This is a genomic window from Streptomyces sp. NPDC016309 (assembly GCF_043077235.1).
Lineage (GTDB): Bacteria > Actinomycetota > Actinomycetes > Streptomycetales > Streptomycetaceae > Streptomyces.
On sequence record NZ_JBIBSG010000007.1, the window covers coordinates 418,075 to 430,871 of the forward strand.

A 12,797-nucleotide genomic window follows, 5' to 3' on the forward strand; every position below is an offset into this window, starting at 1 on the left:
CCCGTCTGGAGGTCGAAGCCAGGCCGCCCTAGCCTACGAGCGCGTCCGGTTTCCCCTTGCTGCGCGGGCGTTCGTCGACCATCTTGCCCCACACGATCATCCGGTACGTACTGGTGAACTCGGGTGTGCAGGTGGTGAGCGTGATGTACCGGCCCGGCCCGGTGAAGCCGGACCCCTCCGGGACCGGCTGGATCACCGAGACGTTCGAGGGGGGCGTCTGCGGCAGGATGCTGACCATCTCGTACGTGTAGTACGCGTCCCGCGTCTCCACCACGATCGGGTCGCCCGGGGTGAGCTGGTTGATGTAGCGGAACGGCTCGCCGTGGGTGTTGCGGTGGCCGGCGACCGCGAAGTTGCCCCGCTTGGCGGAGGGCATGGCCGTCTTGAGCTGCCCCTCGCCGTAGTGGCCGACCATCCCCCGGTCGAGGACCCGCTTCTTGTCGATGCCCTCCGCGATGGGCACGACGACGTCCAGCTTGGGGATGTACATGATCGCGAAGCCCTGACCGGGCTCGAAGGCGTCCGGTTCGCGGCCCGCCGCCCAGGCGTCCTCGATGCCCTGCTTCGCCTTGTCGGCCTCGAACCCGGCGCGGACGTTGGTCCACCAGAGCTGGTAGGTGACGAAGAGCAGCATGACGACGCCGAAGGTGATGAACAGCTCGCCGACGATCCGGCTGGCGACGACGCCCACACTGTCCTTGCGGGCGCGGGCGGCGCGCCGGGCCTCCACGCGCGTGAGCGGCCTGCCGGGGTCGGCGGGCGGGGTGGCGGCGGGCGGCGGGGAGGAGCCCTTGCGGCGGCGTCCACGCCCCTTGGCGGCGGCCTTGCGGCGCTCGGCGCGGCCGCCGGTGGGCCGCTCGGGCGCCGCTCCGCGCGGGGTCGCCGGCGGTTCGGCCACTATTCGCCGCGCCTCCTCCGTGCGGAGGGCCATCGTCTCGTCGTCCGGTACGGGGCTGGCCGGCGGGCCGGGAACGGGGTCCGGGCCGGGTGCCCAGGTGCCGGCGTACGGATCCGGGTCCGGTGCGGGGTCCGGGGGCACGGGGGCATCCGGAAGCTGTGATTCCGGAAGGTTCGTCGCCCGGAACCACGGCGAACCGTGCTCGTGCTCCGGACGCACGGGGGTCACGCGACGGCCTTGCCCACCACCGGAGCGAGCCCTGCCGACCGGCCCACCGCGCCGGTGTCGCCGCACTGCTCCAGCCAGTTGGCCAGCATCAGATGCCCGTACTCGGTGAGCACCGACTCCGGGTGGAACTGCACGCCCTCGACGGCGAACTCCCGGTGCCGCAGCCCCATGATGATGCCGTCCTCGGTCCGCGCGGTGACCTCCAGGACGTCCGGCAGCTCCGCGGGCTCGGCGGCCAGCGAGTGGTACCGGGTCGCGGTGAACGGCGACGGCAGCCCGGTGAAGACGCCCCGCCCCTCGTGCACGACCGGCGAGGTCTTGCCGTGCAGCAGCTCCGGAGCGCGGTCGACGACCCCGCCGTACGCCACCGCCATGGACTGCATGCCGAGGCACACGCCGAAGACGGGGATGCCCGTGTCCGCGCAGTGGCGGACCATGTCCACGCAGACGCCCGCTTCCTCGGGCGTCCCCGGGCCGGGCGAGAGCAGGACGCCGTCGAAGCCGTCCTGGGCGTGGCCCAGCTCGACCTCGTCGTTGCGCCGGACCTCGCACTCGGCACCGAGCTGGTACAGGTACTGGACCAGGTTGAAGACGAAGCTGTCGTAGTTGTCGACGACGAGAATGCGTGCGCTCACTGACCGTCCACCGTCACATCGTTGAACGGAAGCAGCGGCTCCGCCCAGGGGAACACGTACTGGAAGAGCACGAAGACCACCGCGAGGATCAGGACGAGCGAAATCAGCGCCCGCACCCACGCGTTGCCCGGCAGATGCCGCCAGATCCAGCCGTACATGACGCCTGCCGGTCCTTCCGTCGTATGCCCTTCGATACCGCACCAGAGTACGGGGCGATGCCGCCGGGGTGGGTCAGCTGTGGAAAGCCGGCGGCGCTACTCCACGGGCTTCGCGTAGTGGAGGTCCACGGTGCCCGAGTAGCCGGGGAGGGTCACCGCCTCGTGGTCGTCGACCTTCCAGCCGAGCCCGTACGCCTTCACGTAGAGCAGGTAGTTCTGGATGGCGGTGGAGTCGTCGAGGGCGCGCTGGAGCTTCCCGGGGTCGCCGACGGCCGTGATCCGGTAGGGCGGGGAGTAGACCCGGCCCTGGAGGATCAGGGTGTTGCCGACGCAGCGCACCGCGCTGGTGGAGATCAGCCGCTGGTCCATGACGCGGATGCCCTTGGCGCCGCCCTTCCACAGGGCGTTGACGACGGCCTGGAGGTCCTGCTGGTGGATGACCAGGTCGTTGGCCTGCGGCTCGGGGTAACCGGGAGCGGCCTGGGCGCCGGGCGGGGCGTCGTTGAGGGTGACGGTGAGGCCCGCTCCACCGACCTTGGTGGTGCCCGCGGCCTTCTCCAGGGCGCCGAGCTTGGCGTCCTCGGCCTCGGTGGAGCCGTCGTCGCGGCGGGCGAGGGCGTCGACCTCGTCCCGTACCGTCGCGGTCGTCTCGTCGAGCTGGGCGTTCTTGTGGCTGCGCTCGCGGATGAGGTCGGACAGTTTCAGCAGCGAGGCGTCCGTACGGATGTTGGTGCCCTTGGCGGTGTTGAAGCTCGTCACGAAGATCAGGCCGGCGAGGGCGAAGACGGCGGCGGTGAGCATCCGGACCGGTCGCCAGTTCCTGCGCACGGCCGGCTCTTGGGGAGAGTCGGCGGAATTGCTCAACGTACCCTTATCTCCTTCAGCGCCGCGGAAGCACTACGCTAACGGACGCCCGGTCGAGGCAGTGGTCCCCCTCGTCCCGACCCCGGCGACCAGCAAAGCCACAGTTCCCTGCGCGGTCACGCAGCGCATCGACAGGAGAGTCCCTCGTGCCGAAGTCACGTATCCGCAAGAAGGCCGACTTCACGCCGCCGCCGGCCGCGAAGCAGGCGACCAGCATCAAGCTGACCAGCCGTAGCTGGGTGGCTCCGGTGATGCTGGCGCTGTTCGCCATCGGACTCGCCTGGATCGTGGTCTTCTACGTCACCGACGGCTCGCTGCCCGTCGAGTCGCTCAAGAACCTGAACATCGTGGTCGGCTTCGGGTTCATCGCCGCCGGGTTCGGCGTCTCCACCCAGTGGAAGTGACGGTCGGGTAGCGGGTCCGCCCGCCGGGCAGGGCCGTCAAGCCCTGCCCTGAGTTATCCACAGCGTTGTGCACAGCGAGTGGAAAAGGTCAGACGATCTGTGGATAACTTGCATCGGGTTGACGCCGATGTGACTGGAGCGGCTGGTCGCCTCCGCGGCGCACACCCCCCACCCGTACCGGAAAACACCAGGTCAGGGGGGCGGGGTACAGACGTTCCCCACACGATGCGCAAGATCGAACACACGCTGTGGACAACGATGGGGACAAGCCGCGCTCAGCTGAGCGCGGCCGTCCTCAGCACCACGGTCACCAGGCTCAGCCCGAGGACCAGCGCACAGGCCGCCCCCTGGAGCAGGGCCCGCCGCTCGCGCGGACCGTTGACCATGGCGTACGCGATGATCAGCCCGGCGACCAGTCCCCCGATGTGCGCCTCCCAGGCGATCCCCTCCCGGACGAAGGTGATCACCAGGTTGAAGGCGACCAGCGCCATGACGGGCCGCAGGTCCCGGTTGAGCCGGCGCACCAGCACCACGGTGGCGCCGAGCAGCCCGTAGATCGCGCCCGAGGCGCCCAGCGAGCCCTGGTTCTCCGGCGCGAGCAGATAGGTCAGGGCGCTGCCCGCCAGCCCGGACAGCAGGTAGAGCGTCAGGTACCGGCCCCGGCCGAGCTCCGCCTCCAGGGTGCCGCCCAGCAGCCACAGCAGCAGCATGTTGCCGGCGATGTGCCAGGGCTCCTGGTGCAGGAACATCGAGGAGACCAGCCGGTACCACTCGCCGTCCACCACGCCGACCAGCCGGCCGAGGTCCGGGTCGAACGCGAACCCGATCAGCACCAGCTCGTCGATGAGCGCCGGGTTCAGCCGGCCGAGGAGGAAGACCAGCAGGTTGACGCCGATCAGGACGTTGGTCACCAGGTGCGGGTGTCCGGCCGCGATCGGGCCGCCGGCGATCGTGCGCGGCTGGTTGGCGGTCGGGGAATGCCCGGTGCCAGACCCTCCCCGTACGCACTCCGGGCACTGGAACCCGACCGAGGCGTCCACCATGCAGGCGGAACAGATGGGCCGCTCGCAGCGCGTGCAGCGGACCCCCGTCTCCACACCGGGATGGCGGTAACAGCCCGGCATCTGCGCCTGCTCCATGGGATCCCCTCGCCGGCCCGGCGGCCGGTGCACCTCGAACGACAACGCCTCGCCCATCCTTACGGATGGACGAGGCGGAAAGGTTCCCTTCAGGCCCCACGGTCCCCGCGGGCCCCTCCGGGGCCGGTGATCAGGCCTTGCGGGACTCGACCACGACGGACTCGATGACCACCTCGTTGACCGGGCGGTCGGTGCGCGGGTTGGTCTGGGTGGCCGCGATGGCGTCCACGACCTTCTTGCCGGCCTCGTTGGCCACCTCGCCGAAGATGGTGTGCTTGCCGGTCAGCCACGTGGTGGGGGCCACCGTGATGAAGAACTGCGAACCGTTGGTGCCCGGGCCCGCGTTGGCCATCGCCAGCAGGTACGGCTTGTTGAAGGACAGCTCCGGGTGGAACTCGTCGTTGAACTCGTAGCCCGGGCCGCCGGTGCCGTTGCCCAGCGGGTCGCCACCCTGGATCATGAAGCCGCTGATGACACGGTGGAACACCGTGCCGTCGTAGAGGCGGTCGGTGGACTTCTTCCCCGTCTCCGGGTTCGTCCACTCGCGCTCACCCTTGGCGAGCTCGACGAAGTTCTTGACCGTCTTCGGCGCGTGGTCCGGGAAGAGCCGGATCTCGATGTCGCCGTGATTGGTCTTCAGGGTGGCGTAAAGCTGCTCGGCCACGATGTGCCTTCCGTAAGTCTGCTCTGACGTTCACCGATCCTCGCACGGAAGGGCCGCCCACGAGGAAAGCCGGGCCCGTCGTCGCCGGGACACCGCACGAGGGGACGAACCGCGCCCCCGGGCCGCCGGACACGGCGCGTTCCGGCCCCGTTGCCCCGGATGCCCGCGTACCGCATGCCGACGGGGACGGCGGCAGGCATGATTTCAAAAAGGACGGAAAGGCGAATAGCGACCCCGCCACCGAGGAGGAGGATCCCGTGACCCGCAAGGACAGCGTGCGCGCCGCGACCAGCTCGGCGAAGGAAAGCGTGCGGCACGCCGCGGAAGTGGTGGCGCCGTACGCCGGAACGGCAAAGGACACGGCCGCGCACTACGCGCAGCTGTGTGCGCAGGAGGCTCGCGTCAAGGTCGCGCCGAAGGTCTCGAAGGCCGCGCAGCAGGCCCGTACGCAGGCGCGTGCCCAGTACGACTCGCGTGTCGCCCCGCATGTGCCGCCGAGGGTCGACGAGGCCGCGCATCGTGCCGCGGTCCGGACCCGTCAGGCCGCACGTCAGGCGGCGGACTACACCAAGCCTCGGGTGGAGCAGGCGATGGCCGCCGCTCAGCCCGTCAGGGAGCAGGCGATGGCCCGCTCCGTCGCCGCCGTGGCCGCGATGCGCGGTCAGGTGACGGCCAAGGACATTCAGAGGCTCGTGCGCAAGCACGAGCGTCGTGCCAGGGCCGGCCGCCTCGCCAAGGGGCTCGCGGTCTTCGGCCTGGTGGCCGGCGGCGTCTTCGCCGCCTGGAAGTGGTGGGACAAGCAGGCCAACCCGGACTGGCTGGTCGAACCCCCGGCTCCCACCGAGGTGTCCGAGCGCACTCCGCTGACCTCCGTCGACGGTACGGGCCCGGCTTCGCTCGACCCCGAGGTGGAGGCCAAGCAGGCGGAGGCCGAAGCCGACACCGACGCGGGCACGGACGACGAGCGCCGTTAGGAAGCGGCCCGTCACAAGCGGTTCTTGGGGAGCGGCTCTTCTCGAACGGTTCTGGGAGAGCGGCTCTTCTTGAGCGGCTCTTCTTGAGCAGTTCCTGGGGAGCGGCTCTTCTTGAGCAGTTCCTGGGGAGCAGCTCTTCTTGAGCGGGTCGCTCGGAAGCGGCTCGGTCAGGAGCGGCTCAGGCGGCGAGCGCGAGGTCGGCGCGGCCGACCCGGACGGCCGGGTCGGCGGTCCCGTGCGTGTGGACCCGGTCGGACCTCCCGGAGACGGTGACGCCGGCCGGGTCCGTCCGCGTCACGGCCGTCGGCAGGGCGGGCTGGGCGGGTACGAGCGCGGCGGGCACATGGCGTACGGAGGGCGAGGTGCCGTGCGCCTCGGCGCGGATGCGCTGCTTGATCGTGGGCGGCAGGGACCGGACCCGGCCGGGCGCCCAGGCCGGGGCGAAGTGGCGTGGCGCGGGAACGGCGGCCGCCGGTGTGGCGGTCCCGGCACCGGTGCCCGCCGTGGTTCGCTCGCCGGAAGCGGCGCCGGCGGCGGTGATCGTGGTGGTGGCCGTGGCCCGATCGGCGGCGGCGTACACCGGAACGGCCGCCTTCGGCGTGCGCTTCACGCCGAGAGCGGTGAGGATCGCGGACAGGAGAGAGAAGAAGGCGGTCCAGAAGTGCGTGACCGTGTGCGCGTACTTGACGGCAGCCATGGCCCCTCGCTTTCGGGTTGAGCGATCTACATACCTTTCTCATGATGTGTACGCATCTCGGGAACCCATGGAGCGACGCCGCCGGTGCGCAGATCTTCCGATGAACACCACCCGTACGGCTCAGGCCGCCCCGGGGAAGTAGCGCGTGAACGGGTCCGCGCTGACGCCCATCACGTCTCCGAAGGGCGTGGAGAGGTAGTGGATCAGGAGCCCGAGGAAGACGGTGAGCACCACCATCCCCATCGCCATCATCAGCTGGCCCAGGCTCCGGCCGATGCCGAAGAAGAACAGCATCCCGACCGAGAGAACCGCCCCGACGAAGATCCCGGCCCAGAGCACCGGTGACAGGGTCTCCTGGGCCACCGACTCGCGGCCCCGGCGGGCGTCGTCGAGCGTGCTGAGCTGTCCGAGGAGCTCCAGGGCCGTCACCTCCTGGGACGAGGTGGCGTGCGGCGGGGCGGCGGCGACCGCCCGCATCTGCCCGACCAGGCCCCACCCGGCGTCGGGCAGTTGGCCCCCCAGCCGCATCCGTGGCCATTCGTCCTGGACGACATGGACGGCGTAGCGCTCCGCGACCGCGTCGAGCCGCTTCTTCTGCTCCGGTGGCAGCCCCTCGGCCAGCACCGTCATCTGGTGCAGGGCACCCGCCTCGGTGGAGGTGTGGCTCTCCGCGTCACCCCGCAGCTCCCAGACGGAGACCAGGGCGAGGCCCAGGAGCAGGGCGTACAGCAGGGCGATCATCATCGACATGTACTCGGCGACTTCCCCGCCGCCCTCCTCCTCGTCCGCCTCGGCGGGGTGGAAGTGGCGCCAGGCCACCACCGCCGCGGCGGCGATCAGCGCGGCGAGCAGGCCGAGGGCCAGCGTTCCGACCACATGCTCCATGGCGACTCTCGCTCCTCTCTCGTCACGGGTCTCGTCACGGGCTGGTGGCGGCCGGGTGGCCGGCGGTCACAGGCGGCGGCCCGCCAGGACGACAAGGGCGGCGGCGGGCAGGAAGAGCAGCAGCAGGAACACGGCCGGGCTGACGGAGTCGTCCCGCCGGTAGGAGCCCCGCGCCCGGGCGGTCAGCCCCCGGCCGTCCCGGTCGGCCGTGCGTGATCGGTCGCGCCGGGCGCCGGGCGGGAGCGCTCCGGTGCCCGCGGAGGCACCGGTGCCGGCGGAGGCGCCCGTGCCGGCGGTGGCACCCGGGCCGGCGGTGGCCGCGGTGCCGGCGGTGGCGCCGGTACCAGCGGTGGCGCCCGTGCCCGCGGAGGCACCCGTGCCGGCGCCGGCGCCGGTACCCGCGGAGGCACCCGTGCCGGCGGTGGCCGCACGTCCGGTGGCGGTGCCTGGGGCGAGCCCCTGAGGTGCGGTGCCCGCGCCGGGGACGAGGCCGGGCACGAGCCCCGGGGCCAGGGCGCCGGGCGGGAGCGCGCCAGGGGCCAGGGCGCCGGGCGGTACGGCGCCGCCGACGGCTCCTCCCGGGGCGGCGCCGGTGCCGGCGAGGGCGCCCGCCGCTCCGGGAACTCCGGGGGCGCCGGGGACTCCGGGGGCTCCGGGGGCTCCGGGGGCTCCGGGGGCGGTACCCGTACCGGCGAAAGGCGGGGTGCCGGGGGTGCCCGGGGCACCAGGGGCCCCCAGCACCCCGGGTGCTGCGCCGGCCGCACCGGCGGAAGTACCGGCCGCACCGGCGGGAGTACCGGCGCCGCCGGGACCGGCCCTACCCGCGCCGCCACCAGCCCCACCACCCGCAGCAGCGCCACCCGCACCGCTCGAACCCCCCGCGCCGCCACCACCCGCACCGCCCGGCGGGGGCAGCGCGCGCGGGGGCGGCGGGGGCGGCGGAGCCGGGCGTACCGCGAACGAGGTGGCCGCCCGCGCCACCAGGACCGGTGGCGGGACGAGCCGGGTGCACGTCGGGCCCAGGGTGAACAGCCGGTCGCTGCCCCGCACCTCGGGCGTGCTGCGGTACGTCCCCGGCCGGAGGCCGCTCAGGCGCGCGACGCACACCGCGACCGCGCCGGGCCCGAGGGCCTGCGGGGGGCCGGGGCGGCCGCCGCAGTCGACGGCGGGGCGCCCCAGGCCGGGGTCGACGAGCCGGGCACCGTGGACCGTGCGGTTGCCCGGGTTGCCGATGGTGTACCGGACCACCGCGTGCGGGGCCACCGGGCCCTGGACAGCCACGGTCAGCGCGAGGGCGCCGGCCACGCCCTGGTAGCCGGCCGCCGCCGTGGCGGTGGGGCGCAGCCCGAGCGAAGGGATCTCGCCCCGGACGCGCGCGGTCGCGGCGTGGTGCCCCGGTGCGGCGCCGAAGCGTGCCGTACACGTGACCGAGCTCATCCCGCGCATCCAGAAGCCCTGGCCGCGCGGGCAGCGCAGCGCCCCTCCCGGTACGGACGGGTCGGTGAGCGTGACGCGGTGCAGGTCGGCACCCGAGCGGTTGGTCAGCCGGTAGCGCTTGACCACGGGGTGCCCGGCCCGGATGCCGATGCGCTCCGCCTGGCGGGGGACCTTCTTGTTGACGGTGACGGACAGGACGAGCGGCGAGCGCCCCACGCCGTCGGCGGCGGCGTACGGGGGCCGGGAGGCCAGGGGCCAGCCGCTCGCGTGGGCCACCAGCAGCAGGGCCCCGGCGGAGAGGACCATCGCTCTGGCGCGTCTGGTACGGGTGCTCGGCCTGACCGCCATCAAGGGGTCCCTTCCGGTCCTCGGTGTGCCGGACTCCGGCCAGCGTCCGTCACCGCCGGAGGACCCGAAAGCGGGGGGCCGCCCGTATTGCGCTGTCCGTGCGCGAGTGCACCACGATGGCGGACCCCGGCCCGAGCGGCCCCGGCCCGGACCCGCCCGGGGGGGCCCAGGGCCGAGGCCCGGGAGCCGGGGCGTCCGGGGGCGCCGGGGACTCAGACCGTGCGGACGTGGCTGGTGAGCCGGCCCCCCTCGTACAGGTGGAAGGTCAGCGACGGCGGGGTGCCGTGGGTCTTCCAGGAGTCGTCCGGCCCCTGCTCCCACGGCATCAGTGCCGTCGAGGCGATCCCCGGGGCGCACACCAGGGGGCGGCCGGCGAAGGTGGTCGCCGCCGCCGTGTGGGCGTGGCCGCACAGCACGGCGGCCACCTGCGGATGGCGTGCGAGGACCTGCTCCAGGTCCTCGGGGTCGCGCAGCCCGATGCGGTCGATGTACGGCAGGCCGAGGTCCACGGGCGGGTGGTGGAGGGCGACGAAGGCGGGCCGCTCCGGGGCGGCCGCGAGGGTGCCGTCCAGCCAGGCCAGCGTCTCCGGGCCGAGCAGGCCCTCGGGCCGGCCGGGCACCGAGGAGTCGCACATCAGCACCCGGACGCCGCCGGCGACCCCCACCTCGTTGACCGGGGCCGTCCCCCGGCCGCCGAGCAGCACCCGCCGGTACGCCTCGCGGTCGTCGTGGTTGCCCGGGCACATCAGCACCCGGTGGCGCTCGTGCAGCGGGGCGAGGGCCTCCCGGACCCGGCGGTACTCGGCCTCGGTGCCGTGCTCGGTGATGTCCCCGGTGATCAGCACCGCGTCCACCCGGCCCGGCAGCCCGGTCAGGTGGGCGACGGCCCGGCGGGTGCGCTCCGCGCTCTCCTCGGTGCCGTCCAGGTGGAGGTCGCTGAGGTGCGCCAGTACGGTCATGCCTTCACCTCGGCGTCCGGCGCCGGTTCCTTCCCGGCGTCCTTTCCGGCGTCCTTCCCGCCGGCGTCCGCCTCCCGCTTGCCCGCGTGCCAGCGGGCCCAGGTGCCCAGGCACATGGCCAGGGATATCGCGAGGATCCCGAGGAAGGTGCCCTGCGACTGGTGCAGCCGGGGGTCGAAGAACTGCGCCACGTAGGTGATCACCAGGTTCGTCCCGAAGAGCATCGAGACGGTGATCGGCTCGGTGCGCACGATGCCCTGCTGGAGCAGGTACAGCGAGATGATCACGCCCACCACGCTGATCGCCAGGATCGCGCCGACGTTGTCCGGGGTGTACGGCTCGAAACTGCCCCGCGCGGTGAGGAGGACGAGGGTCGCGACGATGAGGGCGACGAAGCGGGAGGCCATCATCTGGCGCACCGTCATGCCCGCGTCGCCGAGCCGCTTGGTGTAGTAGGTGACGCCGGACAGCGAGGTGGAGGTCAGGACGCACGCGACGACCCCGAAGACCAGCTCGCCCGCCGGTACGTCCCCGATGGCCGACTCCCCGCTGGAGGCCATGGCCAGCAGGTACCCCATGGCGGCCAGCATGGCGCCGGCCGCGACCAGCTCCAGCGGGAGCGCCTTCGTACCGGGCCGGAGCTTGAAGCCGAGCAGGATGGTGATGGTCGGACCGAGCCCGATGATCATGGAGTTGGCCATGGCCGGCTCGAAGACGGTGAACGCGTACAGCACGGCGATCCAGCAGACCGCGGTGGAGACGTTGAGCATCACGACGTCGGGCAGGCAGCGTCGGACCACGGCCTTCAGGGCCTTCTTGTCCCGCAGGGTGAGGAAGTAGAAGGCCTGGGCGACGACGAAGGAGTTGAAGGCGATGAACTCGGGCGACAGGTTCTGCACCAGCGCGCCCTCGAACACCGACTTGGTGGAGTTGATGACGCAGTAGCCCAGGACCAGCAGGGGGCCGGCGACCAGCGCGGCGCGGCGGCTAGACGACATCGTAGAAACCCTCGCCGTCCAGGTAACGGGCGGTCATGTAGTCGTGGGTGACCACGCCTTCGACCTCGTGCAGCAGGTGCACCAGCATCGGGTAGGTGAGGTCGTTGACGGTCCGGGCGATCTCCTCGCCCGGCCGCACCTTGAGCAGGACGTCGTGGAAGCTCTGGAGCGCGCGGAGCCCGTCCATCTTGGGGTAGTCGACGAGCTTGCCCCCCTCGGGCGCGATCATGTTGACGCAGACGGCGTGCCGGGCGACCTCGTAGTCGGTGTGGCGGAGCTCCTCGAAGGCGTCCGGGTCGGTGTAGGCGCGTACGGTCCACTCGAGCTGGCTCTCGCCGATCGCCGCCCGGGTCAGCAGCGGCAGCATGGCCCCGCACACCCGGGCGCCGGTCTCGACCAGCCGGGGGCCGTCGGGGGTCAGCTTCAGCTCGGTGTGGGCCGGGCCGTTGCGGATGCCGAGGGCGTCGAGGACCGAGAAGGCGTAGTCGGCGAGGAGGTCCTGCTCCGGGCCCCGGCGCACCATCAGGGCCGACCCGCCGAGCAGGTCGCGCACCCCGTTGACGCCGAGGTGCTGGGTCTTCCAGAGGTCGCACACGTAGTGCCGGCCGTCGAGGCTGACGGTGTTGACGTAGTACTCGGCCCCCACCAGGTACTCCTGGGCGACCACGGCGTCGTTGCGCAGCCCGAGCGCGCTGTCGGCGCCGACGAGCGCCCCGAAGGCGGCCCTGACCTCGGCCTCGGTGCCGCAGAAGTGCACGCCGTCGTTGAGCGCGCTGCGGACGGGCTTGAGCACCACGGTGCGGTCCTCGGGCCCGTACCAGGCCAGCAGGGCGTCCAGGTCGGTCGCCAGGATCTGGTCGGCGGCCGGCACCCCGGCGGCCTTGACGGTCTCCACCATGCGGAACTTGTCCCGCCGGGCGCTGCTGAGCGCCGTGCCGTTGGAGCGCAGCCCCAGGGCCTCGCTGAGCACGTCGGCCAGTTCGACGCCTATCTCCGCACCGGGGAGCAGGACGACCGGCTCGTACGGGGCGAGGGCGGCCAGCGTCTCGGCCGTGTCGCCGCGGTGGACGACGGTGGCGAAGAAGTCGTCGGGGCGGAAGGACGCGGCGAAGGCGGCGGGCGGCTGCTCCAGGCTCTGCACGTGCAGGCAGTCGTAGCCACGGTCGTGGAACAGGGGGGCGAGGTGGCTGGCGGTGGAGAAGGCGTCGACGATGGCGACGACGGGGCGGCGGCCCTGAGGGGTGCTCATGCGGGGCTCCATCAGTGGTGGGCGGGGGTGACCGCGGGGGCGACGACGGGAGGGACAGGCGTGGCGGAGGTGGCGGGGGCGGGGGTCGCCGTGAGGCGTTCGACGGCCGCCTTCACCAGTCCGGCGAAGAGCGGGTGCGGCCGGGTCGGGCGGGAACGCAGCTCCGGGTGAGCCTGGGTGGCGACGAGGTAGGGGTGGACCTCGCGCGGGTACTCCACGTACTCGACGAGCTTGTTGTCCGGGGAGGTACCGGAGAAGAC

Annotated in this window: 14 protein-coding genes and 1 pseudogene; 2 read left to right on the forward strand and 13 right to left on the reverse strand. The window is 72.6% G+C overall.

Annotation, left to right across the window (positions count from 1 at the left end):
- Window positions 1–28: 28 nt before the first annotated feature.
- From ACF068_RS20520 to ACF068_RS20535, 4 genes are all read right to left on the reverse strand, one after another.
- Window positions 29–1,126, reverse strand: coding sequence for a class E sortase (locus tag ACF068_RS20520; RefSeq protein WP_392275671.1), 1,098 nt, complete (start codon window positions 1,124–1,126; stop codon window positions 29–31).
- The gene (locus ACF068_RS20525) at window positions 1,123–1,761 is read right to left on the reverse strand and encodes an aminodeoxychorismate/anthranilate synthase component II (RefSeq protein WP_392275672.1); all 639 of its coding nucleotides are present in this window, start codon (window positions 1,759–1,761) and stop codon (window positions 1,123–1,125) included. Before ACF068_RS20525 ends, ACF068_RS20520 begins: the two co-directional genes overlap by 4 nt.
- Entirely contained in the window at window positions 1,758–1,919 is a 162-nt protein-coding gene (locus tag ACF068_RS20530) for a hypothetical protein (protein WP_392275673.1), read from the reverse strand. The genes ACF068_RS20525 and ACF068_RS20530 overlap by 4 nt, the downstream gene beginning before the upstream one ends.
- 96 nt (window positions 1,920–2,015) lie before the next feature.
- On the reverse strand, window positions 2,016–2,783 hold the full coding sequence (locus ACF068_RS20535; protein ID WP_392275674.1) for a DUF881 domain-containing protein: 768 nt from the start codon (window positions 2,781–2,783) through the stop codon (window positions 2,016–2,018).
- A gap of 146 nt (window positions 2,784–2,929) precedes the next feature.
- On the opposite strand from ACF068_RS20535, the gene crgA reads away from it, so the two are divergent.
- Window positions 2,930–3,187 carry a cell division protein CrgA gene (crgA, locus tag ACF068_RS20540; protein WP_392275675.1) on the forward strand — a complete coding sequence of 86 codons (258 nt, stop codon included), beginning with the start codon at window positions 2,930–2,932 and terminating at the stop codon, window positions 3,185–3,187.
- A 275-nt stretch (window positions 3,188–3,462) separates the two neighbouring features.
- Here crgA and ACF068_RS20545 read toward each other — a convergent pair whose 3' ends face one another.
- A complete protein-coding gene (locus tag ACF068_RS20545; RefSeq protein ID WP_392275676.1) occupies window positions 3,463–4,326 on the reverse strand; it encodes a rhomboid family intramembrane serine protease in 864 nt (287 codons plus the stop codon).
- Between the two features lie 130 nt (window positions 4,327–4,456).
- A complete protein-coding gene (locus ACF068_RS20550) occupies window positions 4,457–4,990 on the reverse strand; it encodes a peptidylprolyl isomerase (protein ID WP_392275677.1) in 534 nt (177 codons plus the stop codon).
- A gap of 257 nt (window positions 4,991–5,247) precedes the next feature.
- Here ACF068_RS20550 and ACF068_RS20555 point away from each other — a divergent pair, with 257 nt between their 5' ends.
- Window positions 5,248–5,964, forward strand: a complete 717-nt coding sequence (locus tag ACF068_RS20555) for a DUF5324 family protein (RefSeq protein WP_392275678.1) — start codon at window positions 5,248–5,250, stop codon at window positions 5,962–5,964.
- A 178-nt stretch (window positions 5,965–6,142) separates the two neighbouring features.
- Here the strand turns inward: ACF068_RS20555 and ACF068_RS20560 are convergent, their stop codons facing one another.
- From ACF068_RS20560 to ACF068_RS20590, 7 genes and pseudogenes are all read right to left on the reverse strand, one after another.
- Window positions 6,143–6,661, reverse strand: a complete 519-nt coding sequence (locus ACF068_RS20560; protein WP_392275679.1) for a DUF6344 domain-containing protein — start codon at window positions 6,659–6,661, stop codon at window positions 6,143–6,145.
- A 120-nt stretch (window positions 6,662–6,781) separates the two neighbouring features.
- Window positions 6,782–7,546 carry a hypothetical protein gene (locus tag ACF068_RS20565; RefSeq protein WP_392275680.1) on the reverse strand — a complete coding sequence of 255 codons (765 nt, stop codon included), beginning with the start codon at window positions 7,544–7,546 and terminating at the stop codon, window positions 6,782–6,784.
- Window positions 7,547–7,612: 66 nt separating this feature from the next.
- Window positions 7,613–9,331 carry a hypothetical protein gene (locus tag ACF068_RS20570; protein WP_392275681.1) on the reverse strand — a complete coding sequence of 573 codons (1,719 nt, stop codon included), beginning with the start codon at window positions 9,329–9,331 and terminating at the stop codon, window positions 7,613–7,615.
- Between the two features lie 212 nt (window positions 9,332–9,543).
- On the reverse strand, window positions 9,544–10,290 hold the full coding sequence (locus ACF068_RS20575) for a phosphodiesterase (protein ID WP_392275682.1): 747 nt from the start codon (window positions 10,288–10,290) through the stop codon (window positions 9,544–9,546).
- Complete coding sequence (locus tag ACF068_RS20580; RefSeq protein ID WP_392275683.1) at window positions 10,287–11,288, reverse strand: EamA/RhaT family transporter; 1,002 nt, start codon at window positions 11,286–11,288, stop codon at window positions 10,287–10,289. Before ACF068_RS20580 ends, ACF068_RS20575 begins: the two co-directional genes overlap by 4 nt.
- On the reverse strand, window positions 11,278–12,537 hold the full coding sequence (locus ACF068_RS20585; RefSeq protein WP_392275684.1) for an ATP-grasp domain-containing protein: 1,260 nt from the start codon (window positions 12,535–12,537) through the stop codon (window positions 11,278–11,280). The genes ACF068_RS20580 and ACF068_RS20585 overlap by 11 nt, the downstream gene beginning before the upstream one ends.
- An 11-nt stretch (window positions 12,538–12,548) precedes the next feature.
- Window positions 12,549–12,797, reverse strand: a pseudogene (locus tag ACF068_RS20590) (hypothetical protein); the annotation flags it as partial.

Bases quoted from the DNA above. Each gene is read 5' to 3' on its own strand.
- ACF068_RS20575 (WP_392275682.1), bottom strand. From the start codon at position 10,290: ATGACCGTACTGGCGCACCTCAGCGACCTCCACCTGGACGGCACCGAG.
- ACF068_RS20545 (WP_392275676.1), bottom strand. From the start codon at position 4,326: ATGGAGCAGGCGCAGATGCCGGGCTGTTACCGCCATCCCGGTGTGGAG.
- ACF068_RS20565 (WP_392275680.1), bottom strand. From the start codon at position 7,546: ATGGAGCATGTGGTCGGAACGCTGGCCCTCGGCCTGCTCGCCGCGCTG.
- ACF068_RS20585 (WP_392275684.1), bottom strand. From the start codon at position 12,537: ATGAGCACCCCTCAGGGCCGCCGCCCCGTCGTCGCCATCGTCGACGCC.
- ACF068_RS20530 (WP_392275673.1), bottom strand. From the start codon at position 1,919: ATGTACGGCTGGATCTGGCGGCATCTGCCGGGCAACGCGTGGGTGCGG.
- ACF068_RS20570 (WP_392275681.1), bottom strand. From the start codon at position 9,331: ATGGCGGTCAGGCCGAGCACCCGTACCAGACGCGCCAGAGCGATGGTC.
- ACF068_RS20560 (WP_392275679.1), bottom strand. From the start codon at position 6,661: ATGGCTGCCGTCAAGTACGCGCACACGGTCACGCACTTCTGGACCGCC.
- ACF068_RS20580 (WP_392275683.1), bottom strand. From the start codon at position 11,288: ATGTCGTCTAGCCGCCGCGCCGCGCTGGTCGCCGGCCCCCTGCTGGTC.